Consider the following 15938-nt stretch of genomic DNA (forward strand, 5'->3'; position numbering starts at 1 on the left):
TCAGAAGCGCGGTTCAATCGATGCCGACAAACCCTCCGGTCTGGTGCGCCCACAACCGCGCATACAACCCGCCATGGGCCAGCAGTTCGGCATGGTTGCCGCTTTCGGCGATCTTGCCGTTCTCCAGCACCACCAGCCGGTCCATCCGGGCAATGGTCGAGAGGCGGTGGGCGATGGCGATCACGGTCTTGCCCTGCATCAGGGTTTCCAGGCTTTCCTGAATCGCCGCTTCCACTTCCGAGTCCAGCGCCGAGGTCGCTTCGTCCATGATCAGGATCGGCGCGTCCTTGAGTAGCACCCGCGCAATGGCGATCCGCTGACGCTGACCGCCGGACAGTTTCACCCCGCGTTCGCCGACATGGGCGTCGAATCCGGTGCGTCCTTCGGCGTCCGACAGCAGCGGAATGAACTCGTCGGCGCGGGCCTTGCGCACCGCTTCCCAGAGCTCGGCGTCGGTGGCGTCGGGCTTGCCGTACAGCAAGTTGTCGCGGATCGAGCGGTGCAGCAGCGAGGTGTCCTGGGTGATCATGCCGATCCGCGCACGCAGGCTTTCCTGGCCGACTTCGGCGATGTCCTGGCCGTCGATCAGGATCCGCCCACCCTCGACGTCGTACAGGCGCAACAGCAGGTTGACCAGGGTCGACTTGCCGGCGCCGGACGGGCCGATCAGACCGATCTTCTCGCCGGGTTTGATGGTCAGGTTGAGGTCGCCGATGATGCCTTTCTTCTTGCCATAGTGAAAATCCACGTGCTCGAAACGCACTTCGCCACGGGCCACGGCCAGCGGTTTGGCCTGCTCCCGGTCGGTGACGCTGACCGGTTGCGAGATGGTCTGCAGACCATCCTGGACCATGCCGATGTTTTCGAAGATGCCGGTGACCACCCACATGATCCAGCCGGACATGTTGACGATGCGGATCACCAGGCCGGTTGCCAGGGCGATCGCGCCGACGCTGATCAGCGATTGCGTCCACAGCCACAGCGCCAGCGCGGTGGTGCCGACGATCAGCAGGCCGTTCATGGTGGTGATGGCCACGTCCATGCTGGTGACTACGCGGCCGGCCAGTTGGGCTTTTTCGGTCTGTTCCTGAATCGCCTCGCGGGCGTAGTGCTGTTCGAAGTTGGTGTGGGCGAACAGCTTCAGGGTGGCGATGTTGGTGTAGCCGTCGACGATCCGGCCCATCAGCTTCGAGCGCGCATCGGATGCCTCCACCGAGCGATCCTTGACCCGTGGCACGAAGTAATAGAGTGCGCCGATGTAGGCGGCGATCCACGTCAGCAGCGGGATCATCAGGCGCCAGTCGGCCTCGGCGAACAGCACCAGCGAACTGATCGCGTAGATCAGCACGTGCCACAGCGCATCCACCGCTTGCACGGCGGAATCGCGCAGCGAGTTGCCGGTCTGCATGATGCGCTGGGCAATGCGCCCGGCGAAGTCGTTCTGGAAGAAATTCAGGCTCTGCTTGAGCACGTAACTGTGGTTCTGCCAGCGGATCAGGCTGGTCATGCTCGGGCTCAGGGTCTGGTGCACCAGCATGTCGTGCAGCGCCAGGAACAGCGGGCGCAGCAGTAACGCTACCACCGCCATCCACGCCAGTTCGACGCCGTGCACCTTGAAGAAGTCGACGTTCGGCGTGCCCTGGGCGAGGTCGATGATGCGGCTCAGATAACTGAACAGCGCCACTTCGATCAGTGCACCGAACAGGCCGACGATCAGCAGGGCGACGAAACTCGGCCAGACCTGCTTCAGGTAATAGGTATAGAAGGGCAGAACGCGGTCCGGCGGAGACGCCGTCGGGGCGTCGCGGAATATGTCGATCAGTTGTTCGAAACGGCGATAGAGCATCAGATAACCGCCCGGAGCACGGGCTCTCCTTTTATCAGTGTGAGCGGCGCAGGATTGAGCTGCGCCGCTCGATATGCCCTGTAAAGCTTAGTCGATGCGCTTGGCCGACTTGATGATCACAGGGTCGACCGGCACGTTTTGCATGCCCTGTTTGGTGGTGGTCTGGGAGTTGACGATGATGTCGACCACGTCCATGCCCTTGACCACTTTGGCGAACACCGCGTAACCGGCGTCACGGCCCGGATCGAGGAAGGCGTTGTCGGCGACGTTGATGAAGAACTGGCTGGTGGCCGAATCCGGGTTGGAAGTACGGGCCATCGACAGGGTGCCACGAACGTTATGCAGACCGTTGCTGGCTTCGTTCTTGATCGGGGCCTTGGTGTCTTTCTGTTGCATCTGCTGGGTGAAGCCGCCGCCCTGGGCCATGAAGCCCGGGATCACGCGGTGAAAAATCGTGTTGTTGTAAAAGCCGCTGTCGACGTACTCGAGGAAATTCTTGGTACTGATCGGCGCCTTGACCGGATCCAGCTCGATTTCGATCTGGCCGTTGGTGGTGTCCAGCAGCACGTGCGGTGCTTTTGCCGGCGTGGCAGCCATCAGGTTGGCAGCGAACAGCACGGTGCCGGCGGCGAGGGCGAGTTTTTTCAGCATGGGTCAGTGATCCTGAGGGTGATTTTCGGCTGTGGCGAGGAACTCCAGCAGCGTTTGATTGAAGCGTTCGGGCTGGTCGAGCGGGGTGGCGTGGCGCGAATCGGCGATCACCACCAGCCGCGCATCGGGCAGCAGTCTGACATAGGTTTCTTTCAGCGAAACGGGGGTGTAGTCCCGGTCGGCGCTGACGACGAGGGTTGGACAGGTGACCCGGGAAAGTCGTTCCTGGACCCCCCAGCCAACAATCGCATCGAAGCTGGCGAGATAAGCACGTTTGTCGTTTTTTGCCCAGCGTTCGGCCATCTTCTGACGCAAATCCGCCTGCTCCGGTTTGGGGAACAGCTTGGCGCCAAGGGCCTTGCCGATGGTGGCGAGGCTGAGCACACGCATCAGGCTCCAGCGCTTGAACCACTGCCAGTAATCGTCGCGGGTACGCACCTTGACCTCGGGCGCGCTGTTGACGATGGTCAGGCTCTTGAGCATCCGCGGCTGATCGACGGCGAGCTGAAAGCCGATCATGCCGCCCATGGACAACCCGGCGTAGTGCACCGGGCCGAGTTTCAAATGCTCGATCAGGGCGACGATGTCGGCGCTGAACCCGGCGATGCTGTAGCGCTCGCGGGGCTTGTCGGAGCGGCCGTGACCGCGCACGTCCGGGACGATCACCCGGTAATGCGCGGCCAGGGCGGGAATCTGCATTTCCCAGTCCAGGGTGCTGGAGCCCAGACCGTGAACCAGCAGCAACGGATCGCCGTGGCCATATTCCTCGTAGTGCAGGTTGCAACCTTCATGCTCGAAATACGCCATCGGTGAACTCCGTGTCAGGCTTGTTCGGGGGCGGCGAACGGTGCGTCCAGCGGCAGGGTGTCGAAGGTGCGCAGCAGTTCGATGAGGATTTGCGTGGCTGGGCCCAAGGGTTTGTCCTTGTTCGAATACAGATAGAAACTGGAGTTGCGGTTGCCGCCTCTGTCCAACGGTAGCAGCTTGAGCGAGCCGTCTTTCAGTTCCCGCTCGATCATGTGGCGTGGCAGCCAGGCGAATCCCAGGCCACTGCTGACGAACGTCGCAGCCGTGGCGAGACTGCCGACGGTCCAGCGCTGCTCGGCGCCGAGCCAGCCGACGTCCCGAGGTTGCTGGCGGCCGGAGTCGCGGATCACCACTTGCATCTGGGTTTCCAGGTCCTGAAAGCTCAGCTCGCGGTTGAGCCGATGCAGCGCATGATCAGGATGGGCGACGGCGACAAATTCGACATCGCTCAATTCCGCGCCGAGGTAACCGGGAATGCTCAGGCCGGTGATGGCCAGATCGGCCACGCCTTCGAGCAGCACTTCTTCGACGCCCGACAGCACTTCCTCACGCAGACGCACCCGGCAGCCACGGCTCTGCGGCATGAAAGCAGTCAACGCCCGCACGATACGGGCGCTGGGGTAGGCGGCGTCCACCACCAGCCGCACTTCGGCTTCCCAACCCTGCTCCATATGATGGGCGAGGTCTTCCAGTTGGCTGGCCTGTTTCACCAGTTGTCGCGAGCGGCGCAGCAACACGCCGCCGGCTTCGGTCAGCACAGCCTTGCGGCCGTCGATGCGCAACAGCGGCACGCCGAGCTGATCCTGCATGCGGGCGACGGTGTAGCTCACCGACGATTGCGAGCGGTGCAGGGCCTCGGCGGCCTGGGCGAATCCGCCGTGGTCGACCACGGCCTGCAACGTTCGCCATTGATCAAGGGTCACGCGGGGCGCTTTCATCAATAGCTCCTCTTGTCCTAAGCTGGCGGTCCCTCATGGAGACTGCCGAATGAAAAAATTCTGTTGTGTGTTGCTGGCGCTGCTTCCGCTGACTGCGTTCGCGTACCCGATCGATGTGGAGAAAGATCTCAAGGGCCTGAAGATCGACTACAACGCGTTCGACACCGATAACGACATCGGCTCCATCCAGGTCAACAACTACGGCGACGTCGACGCAACCTGCAAGGTGGTATTCACCAACGGCCCGGAAGCGCCGCGCACCCGCAACATCGAAGTGGCCGCGGGCAAGCATAAAAACGCCACGGCCAAGTTCACCCGGACCATCATCAAGCTGCGCATCAAGCTGAGTTGCACCCCGAAATAGCGTCACGGGCCTGTGGGAGCGGGCTTCCACAGGCTAAGGCTTGCATCTAAACGAATTTTTCGATGCTTTGCAGCAATTATTTGCGCTTTTTCATCGATACGACACTGTTTAACCTTCACTCCATCGACTTACAACATTCTCGGATGGAGGCTACACAACATGTCCCGCGTTCTGATCATCGAAAGCAGCGCCCGCCAGCAAGACTCGGTTTCCCGTCAACTGACCCAGACCTTCATCAGTCAGTGGAAAGCGGCGCATCCGGCCGATCAGATCACCGTACGTGACCTCGCCGTGAATCCGGTGCCGCACCTGGACATCAACCTGCTGGGCGGCTGGATGAAATCCGCCGAGCAGCGCAACGACAGCGAGCAGGCCTCGCTGGACCGTTCCAACGAATTGACCGATGAATTGCTGGCTGCCGACGTGCTGGTGATGGCCGCGCCGATGTACAACTTCGCCATCCCGAGCACCCTGAAAGCCTGGCTCGACCACGTACTGCGTGCCGGCGTGACTTTCAAGTACACCGAAACCGGCCCGCAAGGTCTGCTCAACGGCAAACGTGCCTACGTGCTGACCGCTCGCGGCGGGATCTACGCCGGCGGCCCGGCGGATCATCAGGAACCGTACCTGCGTCAGGTGATGGGCTTCATCGGCATTAACGACGTGACCTTCATCCACGCCGAAGGCATGAACCTGGGCGGCGACTTCCAGGAGAAAGGCCTCAACCAGGCCAACGCCAAACTGTCCCAGGTCGCTTGATATGTTAATCGCCAGATAATCGCCGATTGTTCTAGTGACCTGGCGCAACCCCTTCAAGGCTCTACGCGCATCGAACCTCCCTTTGCACTTGTTGCTCCTGAGTGCTGTAGCCCGATTGAACGCTTTAGCGAGATCGGGCTTTTTTTTGCCCGGGATTTAGCGATGGCTGACAAAAAACGCTATCGTCGCCGCCATTCGAAATCGAGGCGAGCATGGGCTATCTACTTTTTGTCACGCTGATCCAGGCGTTTTCCTTCAGTCTGATCGGCGAATACCTGGCCGGTCATGTCGACAGCTACTTCGCGGTGCTGGTGCGGGTCGTGCTGGCCGGGCTGGTGTTTATCCCGCTGACCCGCTGGCGTTCGGTGGAACCGGCGTTCATGCGCGGCATGCTGCTGATCGGCGCGTTGCAGTTCGGCGTGACCTACGTCTGCCTGTATTTGAGCTTCCGCGTGCTGACAGTGCCGGAAGTGCTGCTGTTCACCATCCTCACGCCGTTGCATGTGACGCTGATCGAAGATGCGCTCAACCGACGCTTCAATCCGTGGGCGCTGATCGCCGCACTGGTGGCGGTCGCAGGCGCGGCGGTGATTCGCTATGACCGGATCAACCCGGACTTCTTCATGGGCTTTTTGCTGCTGCAACTGGCCAACTTCACCTACGCCGCCGGGCAGGTGCTGTACAAACATCTGGTGGCGAAACACCCGAGCGATCTGCCGCACTACCGACGTTTCGGCTTCTTCTACCTCGGTGCACTGGCGGTGGCGTTGCCGGCGTTCCTGCTGTTCGGTAAATCCAACTTCCTGCCCGAAGCGCCGCTGCAATGGGGCGTGCTGGTGTTCCTTGGTCTGGTCTCCACCGCACTCGGTTTGTACTGGTGGAACAAGGGCGCCTGCCTGGTCAACGGCGGCACCCTGGCGGTGATGAACAACCTGCACGTGCCGGTGGGGCTGCTGCTGAACCTGCTGATCTGGAATCAGCATGAAGAGCTCGGGCGGTTGTTCCTCGGTGGCAGCGTGATTCTGGCGGCGGTGTGGATCAGCCGGTTGGGGATTCGCAAGCCGGCGCCAGTTGCCCCACCAGAAACTCGATAAACGCCCGGGTCTTCTGCGGCACCCGTCGCGCCGACGAATACACCGCGTTGATGGTGATTGCCGGGGCTTGCCATTCACAGAGCACCGGCACCAGACGCCCGGCCGCCAACGCCTCTTCGACGATGAAGTCCGGCAGCAGCGCAATGCCCATGCCGGCCTCGGCCGCTTGCGCCAGCAGGTCGCCGTTGTTGGCGTGCAACGGCCCGGTGACGTTGACGCGCTGGGTCTCCTTGCCGTTGCACAGTTGCAGGCTGACACCGCTCTGCAGATAGCCGTAGTTCAAGCATTGATGTGAGCGCAGATCCTGCGGGGATTGCGGCGTGCCCGCGCGTTCGAGGTAAACGGGGGAGGCGACCATGATTCGTGGGGCCGGCGCCAGTTGTCGGGCGATCATGGTCGAGTCGGGCAGGCTGGCGATGCGGATGGTCACGTCGAAGCCGCCGCGCACCGGGTCGACCTGCTGGTCGCTGAGCACCAGTTGCAGCTCGATGTTCGGGTGCTGCTCGTGGAACAGCGGAATCAGCTTGCCCAGCCGTCGCAGGCCGAACGACATCGGTGCGTTGACCCGCAACACCCCGCGCAATTCGCCCACCCCGTCCCGCGCTCGCTGCTCGGCCTCGTCCAGTGCCGCAATCACTTCCCGCGCCGCTTCGAAATATTCGGCACCGGCTTCGGTCAGGTGCAGGCTGCGGGTGGTGCGTTGCAGCAGCTGCACACCGATGGCTTCTTCCAACGCCTGAATCTGTTTGCTGACTTTCGAGCGGGGCACGTCCATGGCCCGGGCGGCGGCTGCAAAGCCGTTTTCGCCGACCGTCACCACGAACGCGCGCATGCATTCGATGCGATCCATGATTGTCCCTATTTTAGAATCAATGATTCTCGATTTTAGGGAATTGTCCCTTTATAGGCTAGCCCCTAAAGTGACATCCAAGCCGAGACAACAACGCCGCAGACGGCAAAACGCCTCGACTCACCAATACCTAATCGAAACTTTGAATCGACATCAAAAGGAACGCGCCATGTCTATCCGTGAACTGCTGAACCCAACCAACTCCGCCCTGATCCTGATCGACCACCAGCCGCAAATGGCTTTCGGCGTACAGTCGATCGACCGTCAGACCCTGAAGAACAACACCGTTGGCCTGGCCAAGGCTGCCAAGATCTTCAACGTGCCGACCATTTACACCTCGGTCGAAACCGAAAGCTTCAGCGGCTACATCTGGCCGGAATTGCTGGCAGTACACCCTGAGCAGAAACCGATCGAGCGCACCTCGATGAACTCCTGGGAAGACAAGGCGCTGGTTGACGCCGTGAAGGCCACCGGGCGCAAAAAGCTGATTATCGCCGCGCTGTGGACCGAGGTCTGCCTGACCTTTCCGGCCCTGGAAGCCCTGGCTGAAGGCTACGAGGTGTACATCGTCACCGACGCGTCCGGCGGCACTACCAAAGAAGCCCACGACATGTCGGTACAGCGGATGATTCAGGCGGGCGCAGTACCGGTGACCTGGCAGCAAGTGCTGCTCGAGTACCAGCGTGACTGGGCGCACAAAGACACTTATCAGGCAGTGATGGACCTGGTGCTGGAACACAGCGGAGCGTACGGCATGGGCGTCGATTACGCCTACACCATGGTGCACAAGGCGCCGCAGCGGCAGGCCTGATACATCGGCGGGACAAAAAAAGACGCAACCGGGGTTGCGTCTTTTTTTGCGTTTGAAGAAAGCGTTACATCAGATGTTTTTCGGCTTCCGGAATATGGCTCGCGCCAAGGACTGCCGGCAATATCCCGGAACGCAGATCCCCACCACTCGGCTGCTGATACAGACTCAACCCGAACTCCGGCAGCACCGCCAGCAGGTAATCGAAAATATCCCCCTGGATCCGCTCGTAATCGGCCCACACCGTGGTGGTGGTAAAGCAGTAGATTTCCAGCGGGATGCCCTGGGCGGTGGTCTGCATCTGGCGGACCATGCAGGTCATGTTCGGCTGGATCTCCGGGTGACTCTTCAAGTAAGCCAAGGCATAGGCGCGGAAGGTGCCGATGTTGGTCATGCGCCGGCGGTTGGCCGACATCGCCGCGACGTTGCCCTGCGCCTCGTTCCAGGCCTTGAGCTCGGCTTTCTTGCGGCCCATGTAGGCGGTCAGCAGGTGCACCTGGGAGAGTTTTTCTTCTTCGTCGTCGCGGATGAACCGCACACCGCTGGCGTCGATGAACAGGCTGCGCTTGATCCGCCGCCCGCCGGACTGCTGCATGCCGCGCCAGTTTCTGAACGATTCGGACATCAGGCGCCAGGTCGGGATCGAGACGATGGTCTTGTCGAAATTCTGCACCTTGACCGTGTGCAGGGTGATGTCGACCACATCGCCATCGGCGCCGACCTGCGGCATTTCGATCCAGTCGCCGACCCGCAGCATGTCGTTGCTGGTCAGTTGCACGCTGGCGACGAACGACAGCAGGGTGTCCTTGTAGACCAACAGAATCACCGCCGACATCGCACCCAGACCCGACAGCAGCAACAGCGGCGAACGGTCGATCAGGGTGGCGACGATGATGATCGCGCCGAACACGTACAGGACCATTTTCGCCAGTTGCACATAACCCTTGATCGAGCGGGTGCGGGCGTGTTCGGTGCGGGCGTAGATGTCCAGCAGTGCGTTGAGCAGGGCGCTGACCGACAGCAGCAGGAACAGAATGGTGAACGCCAGGGCCACGTTGCCGAGGAACACCATGGCGGTCTTGCTCAGTTCCGGCACCAGGTGCAGGCCGAACTGGATCACCAGCGATGGCGTCATCTGCGCCAGACGCTGAAACACCTTGTTATGGCGAAAGTCGTTGATCCAGTGCAACGCGGGCTGGCGACCGAGCATGCGGCTGGCATGCAGGATGAGGTAGCGCGCCACTCGTCCGAGGACCAGCGCGATCACCAACAACAGGAGCAGCGCCAGGCCGGCGTGCAGGAGCGGGTGCTGATCGAGGGCACCCCAGAGGTCTTGGGCGTTGAGCCAGAGCTGTTTGAAATCCATGAGCGAAACGATTCTTCTGTAAGACGCGACGGGCGATTAGAGCATTTAAGACGCTGTGTATTACCGTTGGAGACAAATCGAGCAACAAAAAAGCCACTGATTACCGTGGATTTCACAAAGAAACTCGGCCTGAGCGCTCGAAACCGGTAACCTATGCAGCTGATTTTTTGCATATCTTCGAGGTAGCACCCGTGTTTTCCCAATTCGCCCTGCACGAACGCCTGCTCAAAGCCGTGGCCGAGCTGAAATTTGTCGAGCCAACGCCTGTGCAAGCCGCGGCCATTCCGCTGGCGCTTCAGGGGCGTGACCTGCGGGTGACGGCGCAAACCGGTAGCGGCAAGACCGCCGCTTTTGTTTTGCCGATCCTCAACCGCCTGATCGGCCCGGCCAAGGTTCGCGTCAGCATCAAGACCCTGATCCTGCTGCCGACCCGCGAGCTGGCCCAGCAGACCCTGAAGGAAGTCGAACGCTTTTCGCAGTTTACTTTCATCAAGTCCGGCCTGATCACCGGCGGTGAAGACTTCAAGGTCCAGGCCGCCATGCTGCGCAAGGTGCCGGACATCCTGATCGGCACCCCGGGCCGGATGATCGAGCAATTGAACGCCGGCAACCTCGACCTGAAAGAAGTCGAAGTGCTGGTGCTCGACGAAGCCGACCGTATGCTCGACATGGGTTTCGCCGAAGACGTGCAGCGTCTGGTCGACGAATGCCCGAACCGTCAGCAGACCATGCTGTTCTCCGCCACCACCGGCGGTTCCGGCCTGCGCGAGATGATCGCCAAGGTGCTGAACAATCCCGAGCACCTGCAGCTCAACGCAGTCAGCCAGCTGAACGACACCACCCGTCAGCAAATCATCACCGCCGACCACAATCAGCACAAAGAACAGATCGTCAACTGGCTGCTGGCCAACGAGACTTATCAGAAGGCCATCGTCTTCACCAACACCCGGGCCATGGCCGACCGTATCTACGGTCGCCTCGTCGCCCAGGAATACAAGGCGTTCGTGCTGCACGGGGAGAAAGACCAGAAAGATCGCAAGCTGGCGATCGACCGTCTGAAGCAGGGCGGCGTGAAGATTCTGGTGGCCACCGACGTGGCGGCCCGTGGCCTGGACGTTGACGGCCTGGATCTGGTGATTAACTTCGACATGCCACGCAGCGGCGACGAATACGTGCACCGCATCGGTCGTACCGGCCGTGCCGGCAACGACGGTCTGGCGATCTCGCTGATCTGCCACGGCGACTGGAACCTGATGTCGAGCATCGAGCGTTATCTGAAGCAGAGCTTCGAGCGCCGCACCATCAAGGAAGTCAAAGGCACCTACGGCGGACCGAAAAAGGTCAAGGCCTCGGGCAAAGCCGTCGGCGTGAAGAAGAAAAAGACCGACGCCAAGGGCGACAAGAAGAAAACTGCCGCCAAAACCCCGACCAAGCGCAAGAGCGCCAACCGTCCGAAACCGGACGCTCTGGTGAGCAGCGACGGCATGGCCCCACTGAAACGCCGCAAACCGGCAGCGCCAGCGGCTGAGTAAGCCGTTTCAGGCAGACAAAGAAAAACCCGGACATGGTCCGGGTTTTTTATTGCCAGCGTTTATTAGCTGCCCAGCAGGCCAGTGGTGTCGGCATCAAAGCGCCGCTTGGCCTGATCGGCTGCCGGTTTGAGCTGTGCGAGCAGGGCGGCCTCGCTGTACAGCCCGGTCAGTGCCAGCTCTTTTGGCGTTGGGTCGATCGGGATCAAAACGTCTTCGTCCGCCGCATGCAGCCAGATCGCCACAAGGTGCAGCGCCGACACAAACAGCATCCGCAGCTCAACGGTTTTGCCCTTCAGCTGTGGCGTTTGCTCTGCCAGTTTCAACGCATCAACCGTGGCGGCCGCCAGGTTGCCGTGGTTCAGCGAGGCGAACTCGACGTGACCACGTACTTCGGCCAATTGCGCATCGGCAATCGACACCCCGCCGGAGAACACCAGATAATGCCAGTCGCCCGCTCGGGCATTCTTCAGGCCTTTGCCCTGGCTCAAGTCGTCCAGACTGAGCGAGTAGCCGCGATAGGCCTCGCTGAGGCTGATCCCGGCGGGCGCGGCGCTGGCGAACTGGCGATTGACGCCAAAGCCCTGGGTCTGCAACGCGGCCTGCAGGGCCGGACGCAAAGTCTGCACGCCGTTGGAAGGCGCCTTTGGATAAGTCAGTTTCATGATGCCGCCCCCTGGTTTTTCGCCGTGAAGTAGGTGTGGGTCCAGTTGCCGCCGCCGTTGTAGGAACCGGGGAACGAGTTCAGGGCGCGGGTCGAATAGCCGTAGATCGAATCCGCAACCAGCACGTAATTGCCGTTGGTGCCGTAGATCGCCAGAAAGTGCGCACCGCCGCCGTACCAGGCGCAACGCAGGCCGATCGGGCGGCCCATGTTGATCTGGTTCTGGATGGCCGACATTTGCAGCGAGCCCGAATTCATACCGTTGAAACTGCGGGTGATCTTCAGCGCAACGTCCAGATAGCCGTAGACGTTGCACGGCCCCGGTTGATTGCAGCAGTTGCGGTCCAGTGCGGCGCTGGCAACGGCGCATTGGGTCCAGGACCCGGTGCCGTAATAATTGCCGACCGAGGCGGAAGCGGCGGCCCAGCACCAGTTGGTCTGGGTCTGTTGCTGCATCGTGAAGTTCAGGCTGGCGGCCGCGAGGGCGCGTTGTTGTACAGCCGCCTCGACCTCGACCAGTTGCGGGTCGAGCAGATGGCTGATCAGACATTCGGGCAGGGTGTTGCCGGTGAATGCCGTTGTTTCAGTGGTTAACATTTTTCAATCCTCCATGAATGAAAACAAACGTTCCGCGTTTGCGGGATAACGGTACTACCGAGCGATCGGTGGGTAAGGGTTGCCATCTCCGATGGCCGGCTCCGATCAGGCTCGGGGTAACCCTAGGTGTGAATATGCATTTGTGCAAATAACAAAATGCACTAATGCAAATTTCCGAACAGAAGGAAGCAGGCTTTGGTATCGATCCAGCCCGATCGATGCCAAAGCCTGCCGTTGTCTGAGCGGGTGTTATCCCTCGGTTTTCTTCTCCGCCGAACCCAGTTCCTTTAAGCGCTGATCGATCAACTGGCATTTGTCCGGGAGGTCGGCGGAGGCAGTGCCCAGGTCCATTTTCTGCAACTCGGCGTTGATCTCCTTGGCCTTGGTCGGGTTTTGCTCGGTGAGCTTCGCGACTTCCTTGGCCAGTTGGTCGCGTTTGGCGGTGGCTTCTTCCGGCGTACAGGCCCAGACGGGCAGGGCGCAGGCAAGCGTGGCGGCGAGGGTGAGCTTGAGCAGGGTTTTCATGGGAGCAGGCCTCAGTTCCGGTTAAGGCGGGTTAACCGGTTGAGGGTTTTCAACCGTGAAAAGTTCAGTGTGTTAGCGGCTCAGTCTCCATGGCAGCAACCGGATTTTGCGGCGCCGTCGTAGCGGTCATGATGCCGCACCCATTCCATGATCTCGTCCTCGTTCCGGCCCTTGGGCGTGAGGTCGAGGTAGTTGTAGGCGCCGACCAGCATGTCCAGGCCGCGGGCATAGGTTGAGTAGGTGTGGAAAATCTCGCCGTTGTCAGCGCGATAGAACACGCTCAGCCCGGGCATTTCTTCCTCGGCGCTGTCGGTCTTTTCGTAGTTGTACGTAGCCTTGCCTGCTTCGACATCCTCAGCGCGAGCACACACGCCAAAGTCGTAGTTGAAATCGCAGCCGTCCGACGACACCCAGTCGAATGTCCAGCCCATCCGGCGCTTGAAGGCCTGGAATTCGGCGAACGGTGCGTGGGACACCGCCACCAGCGCAATATCGTGATGGGCCAGGTGTTGGTTGGCGCCGTCGATGTGGTCGCTGAGGAATGAACAGCCCGGGCAGCCTTCCTCCCAGCCCTTGGCGAACATGAAGTGGTAAACGACGAGCTGGCTGTGTTTGCCGAACAGGTCGGCAAGTTTCAATTCGCCGTTCGGGCCCATGAAGCGGTAATCCTTGTCGACCTTCACCCAAGGCAGGGCGCGGCGTTTGGCGCTGAGACGGTCGCGTTCCCTGGTGAAGGCCTTTTCATCGGCCAGATGCTGCTTGCGGGCGGCGAGCCATGCTTCGCGCGACACCACCGGATGATTCTCAACGTTCATGATGATTTCTCCTGCGGGGTTGAAACCGTCTGTCTCAGACTAGTCGTTCAACACCCCGCGAAATCGACAGACCGCCGGTCGGTCGGGGCGCGGAATAATCCTGAACGCTGACGCAGCGCTCCGGTCACAACCTGTGAACGCGCCAAAAAATCACGCGCACCGGAGGTTGAATCAGGATGACGACTTATAACTGGGATTTGATTGAGCGCCTGCTGCATGAAGTGCAGAACGGCGCGGGCCACAGCTTCGCGCCACGGTCATTCGCCGAAGACTATGCGGCAGAAAAAGCGGCAGCGGGCGAGCCGATCGAGAATCTGGATCACCTGAAAACGCTCGCCTGCGACTACGAAAAGCTGCTGCTGGAGCGCGGCTACATCGAGCCCCGTGGCGAAGATGAAGGCAGTACCGGCAACAACTTCAGCCTGACCCCGCGTGGCTCCAGCCTGTTGAGCCTGATCGACAGCAGCATTCCCGGCAACGATCATCCGCGTCAGGTGCTCGATGAGCAGGAAGATGCGCTGGATGAGCTGACATTCGATGAGGTGGCCTCCAAGGCGCAGATTGCCTGAGCCTTTGCACAAAAAAATGTGGGAGCGATCTTGCTCGCTCCCACATGGGTTTTTCAGTGATCTCAGCTTTTTTGCGCAGCCTTCAGGCACTTCAAATCATTGAAGTCCTTGCGCACCCCCTCGATTTTTTTCAACAGGCGCTGCCTTTGCTGCGGCGTGCTCTCTGCCATCAGATCGACGAACAGCGAACGGGCCTGCGCCTCGGTATTGGCGTAGGCCTTTTGGTAATCCGGGGTCCATAAACGCTCGCGATTGACCAGAAGGGTCTCGATCCGTTGTGGGAATTCAGGACTTTTGCGTTGCGCGACTGCCGCGCTGAACTGCTTCTGCCAGTGGGCACGGTTGGCGATCCATTGGGTGTTCTGATCGCCCAGGGAAGTCGACCAGGCCATCACGCGCTGTTCCTGCTTGGCGCTCAACGGGCCGAGCCAATCGTTGAGACGCTTGTCCATGCGCGCGCCTCGTTCGGCAATCTGCTGCGCCAGTGGTGGCTTGAGGTATTCCTGCTGGCGCTTTTGCAGATCCTTGGCAAAGGCGTCGTTCATTTCAGCGACCTGCCGATCATCCAGCCCTTGCAGCAATTCAATCGCCGACGGGGTGATTTCCCGGGCGGTTTCGGCGATCGCCTGCTTGGCTTCTGCGGTGCGGGCCTGGAGCGCTGCGTCGGTGACCTGATTGGTCTCGACCATGGTTTGCAGGCGATCCAGCCAATCGAGATAACCCGGCAATTGCGTGGTGCAATGCCAGTTCAAGTGTTCCTTGAGTCGCTCGTTGAACCAGTCCTTTTGCTCGCCGTTCATGTCCAGGTAGTCGCTGAGCGTCCACGGAATGATCACGTCGAGGTTGCGATAAGCCAGGCCGACACGGCTGCAGGCGCCGAGGGCAAGGGTCAGGATCAGTAGAATCGCGATGCGTTTGAACCAGCTAGACATGGGCGAGTCCTTGCGAAAGCCAGCCTTGAGGGTCTGATTCTCATGTGAACACAGGATGGCCCCGGCAGTTCAGCCCATTAAAAGAACGGGCGTTCGGCCTTGAGCGTGACCAGCCCGTCACACTGACTGTTATGCCCGGAATAGGCCGAGCAATCGCTGCCGCTGAGGCTCGAATTGCTGTAGATCAGGTCGAGGTCGATGCCCATGAACGGCCGGGAAAGTTTCACCGACCAATCGGTAAAACTGCTGACATAACCCCCGTCCACCGAGACCGGCGTGTTGAGCTGATGGGTGGTGTATTTCATGCTGATCCCTATGCCGAACGGCTGATTGCCGCCCAGGTCGGCAAACAGGGTGTTGTTCTGTTTATCCGGATCGTTGCTCAGGGCGATGCCGATCCGGCTGCCGAGCAGGGTCAGGCCACCGAACAGTTCCTGGCTGTCGAGGGTGTCGACCTTGGGGTAGCTGTAATGGATCATCCCGACTTCGTAGCCGAGGGTCTGATCGAAAGGTTGTTTAAAACCGACGTAGGAGTCGATTTCGAGATTCTTCCCCGGCGTGAGGCCCATGCTCGGTGCGTACTGGCCAACATACAGGCCGCTGTCATGGCTAAGATCCAGGCCGCCGTGGAACGAGCCGACTGCCGAAGGTTTGACCAGCCCCTGGGCCATGCTGCGGCTGGGCGTGGTGCCGAGCTTGAGGTCGAACTCACCGAGTTCACGCTGGAAAATCTGCGCGTGCGCGGCCGTGCTCGCCAACAGGCCTACAAGCAATAAACAGGATGATTTGAGCATGCGTCACTCCTTGAGCAGCGAGCGCAGGGC

18 protein-coding genes are annotated in these 15938 nt (G+C 60.5%); 6 read left to right on the plus strand and 12 right to left on the minus strand.

Annotation, left to right across the window (positions count from 1 at the left end; genetic code table 11):
• Positions 1 to 13: 13 nt before the first annotated feature.
• The 4 genes from K3819_RS07400 to K3819_RS07415 all read right to left on the minus strand — a co-directional run bounded on the left by K3819_RS07400 (position 14) and on the right by K3819_RS07415 (position 4242).
• Positions 14 to 1846, minus strand: coding sequence for an ABC transporter ATP-binding protein (locus K3819_RS07400; protein WP_221398940.1), 1833 nt, complete (start codon positions 1844 to 1846; stop codon positions 14 to 16).
• A gap of 87 nt (positions 1847 to 1933) precedes the next feature.
• The gene (locus tag K3819_RS07405) at positions 1934 to 2497 is read right to left on the minus strand and encodes a peptidylprolyl isomerase A (RefSeq protein ID WP_011332958.1); all 564 of its coding nucleotides are present in this window, start codon (positions 2495 to 2497) and stop codon (positions 1934 to 1936) included.
• 3 nt (positions 2498 to 2500) lie between these two features.
• The gene (locus tag K3819_RS07410) at positions 2501 to 3304 is read right to left on the minus strand and encodes an alpha/beta fold hydrolase (protein ID WP_085611580.1); all 804 of its coding nucleotides are present in this window, start codon (positions 3302 to 3304) and stop codon (positions 2501 to 2503) included.
• 14 nt (positions 3305 to 3318) lie between these two features.
• On the minus strand, positions 3319 to 4242 hold the full coding sequence (locus tag K3819_RS07415) for a LysR family transcriptional regulator (protein WP_011332960.1): 924 nt from the start codon (positions 4240 to 4242) through the stop codon (positions 3319 to 3321).
• A 49-nt stretch (positions 4243 to 4291) separates the two neighbouring features.
• On the opposite strand from K3819_RS07415, the gene K3819_RS07420 reads away from it, so the two are divergent.
• The 3 genes from K3819_RS07420 (at position 4292) to K3819_RS07430 (ending at position 6459) form a co-directional block, all read left to right on the plus strand.
• Positions 4292 to 4606, plus strand: a complete 315-nt coding sequence (locus tag K3819_RS07420) for a 3-phosphoglycerate kinase (protein ID WP_221398941.1) — start codon at positions 4292 to 4294, stop codon at positions 4604 to 4606.
• 159 nt (positions 4607 to 4765) lie between these two features.
• Entirely contained in the window at positions 4766 to 5365 is a 600-nt protein-coding gene (locus K3819_RS07425; protein ID WP_221398942.1) for an FMN-dependent NADH-azoreductase, read from the plus strand.
• A gap of 212 nt (positions 5366 to 5577) precedes the next feature.
• Complete coding sequence (locus tag K3819_RS07430) at positions 5578 to 6459, plus strand: carboxylate/amino acid/amine transporter (RefSeq protein ID WP_085611579.1); 882 nt, start codon at positions 5578 to 5580, stop codon at positions 6457 to 6459.
• On the opposite strand, the gene K3819_RS07435 is transcribed toward K3819_RS07430, so the two are convergent.
• Positions 6404 to 7309: a LysR family transcriptional regulator gene (locus K3819_RS07435; RefSeq protein WP_221398943.1), complete on the minus strand. Its 906-nt coding sequence runs from the start codon at positions 7307 to 7309 to the stop codon at positions 6404 to 6406. The two genes, K3819_RS07430 and K3819_RS07435, sit on opposite strands and share 56 nt — an antisense overlap.
• A 169-nt stretch (positions 7310 to 7478) precedes the next feature.
• Here K3819_RS07435 and K3819_RS07440 point away from each other — a divergent pair, with 169 nt between their 5' ends.
• The gene (locus K3819_RS07440) at positions 7479 to 8120 is read left to right on the plus strand and encodes a hydrolase (RefSeq protein WP_007956548.1); all 642 of its coding nucleotides are present in this window, start codon (positions 7479 to 7481) and stop codon (positions 8118 to 8120) included.
• Positions 8121 to 8184: 64 nt separating this feature from the next.
• Here the strand turns inward: K3819_RS07440 and K3819_RS07445 are convergent, their stop codons facing one another.
• Positions 8185 to 9483, minus strand: coding sequence for a mechanosensitive ion channel family protein (locus K3819_RS07445; RefSeq protein ID WP_064594211.1), 1299 nt, complete (start codon positions 9481 to 9483; stop codon positions 8185 to 8187).
• 191 nt (positions 9484 to 9674) lie between these two features.
• On the opposite strand from K3819_RS07445, the gene K3819_RS07450 reads away from it, so the two are divergent.
• Positions 9675 to 11015, plus strand: a complete 1341-nt coding sequence (locus tag K3819_RS07450; protein WP_011332966.1) for a DEAD/DEAH box helicase — start codon at positions 9675 to 9677, stop codon at positions 11013 to 11015.
• Positions 11016 to 11077: 62 nt separating this feature from the next.
• On the opposite strand, the gene K3819_RS07455 is transcribed toward K3819_RS07450, so the two are convergent.
• The 4 genes from K3819_RS07455 to K3819_RS07470 form a co-directional block, all read right to left on the minus strand.
• A complete protein-coding gene (locus K3819_RS07455) occupies positions 11078 to 11677 on the minus strand; it encodes a hypothetical protein (RefSeq protein ID WP_221398944.1) in 600 nt (199 codons plus the stop codon).
• Positions 11674 to 12273, minus strand: coding sequence for a papain-like cysteine protease family protein (locus K3819_RS07460; RefSeq protein WP_221398945.1), 600 nt, complete (start codon positions 12271 to 12273; stop codon positions 11674 to 11676). The genes K3819_RS07455 and K3819_RS07460 overlap by 4 nt, the downstream gene beginning before the upstream one ends.
• Before the next feature lie 249 nt (positions 12274 to 12522).
• Positions 12523 to 12798 (minus strand): hypothetical protein, encoded by a 276-nt coding sequence (locus K3819_RS07465; protein WP_085611576.1) that lies wholly within the window; start codon positions 12796 to 12798, stop codon positions 12523 to 12525.
• A gap of 80 nt (positions 12799 to 12878) precedes the next feature.
• The gene (locus tag K3819_RS07470) at positions 12879 to 13613 is read right to left on the minus strand and encodes a thioredoxin family protein (protein WP_221398946.1); all 735 of its coding nucleotides are present in this window, start codon (positions 13611 to 13613) and stop codon (positions 12879 to 12881) included.
• Positions 13614 to 13789: 176 nt separating this feature from the next.
• On the opposite strand from K3819_RS07470, the gene K3819_RS07475 reads away from it, so the two are divergent.
• Positions 13790 to 14182, plus strand: coding sequence for a hypothetical protein (locus K3819_RS07475; RefSeq protein ID WP_039772548.1), 393 nt, complete (start codon positions 13790 to 13792; stop codon positions 14180 to 14182).
• Positions 14183 to 14244: 62 nt separating this feature from the next.
• Here the strand turns inward: K3819_RS07475 and K3819_RS07480 are convergent, their stop codons facing one another.
• Both K3819_RS07480 and K3819_RS07485 read right to left on the minus strand, forming a co-directional pair.
• Positions 14245 to 15114: a DUF6279 family lipoprotein gene (locus K3819_RS07480; protein ID WP_221398947.1), complete on the minus strand. Its 870-nt coding sequence runs from the start codon at positions 15112 to 15114 to the stop codon at positions 14245 to 14247.
• A gap of 77 nt (positions 15115 to 15191) precedes the next feature.
• Entirely contained in the window at positions 15192 to 15908 is a 717-nt protein-coding gene (locus K3819_RS07485; RefSeq protein WP_221398948.1) for a TorF family putative porin, read from the minus strand.
• Positions 15909 to 15938 lie beyond the last annotated feature (30 nt).

Source organism: Pseudomonas sp. 3-2 (assembly GCF_019710535.1).
GTDB lineage: Bacteria > Pseudomonadota > Gammaproteobacteria > Pseudomonadales > Pseudomonadaceae > Aquipseudomonas > Aquipseudomonas pharyngis.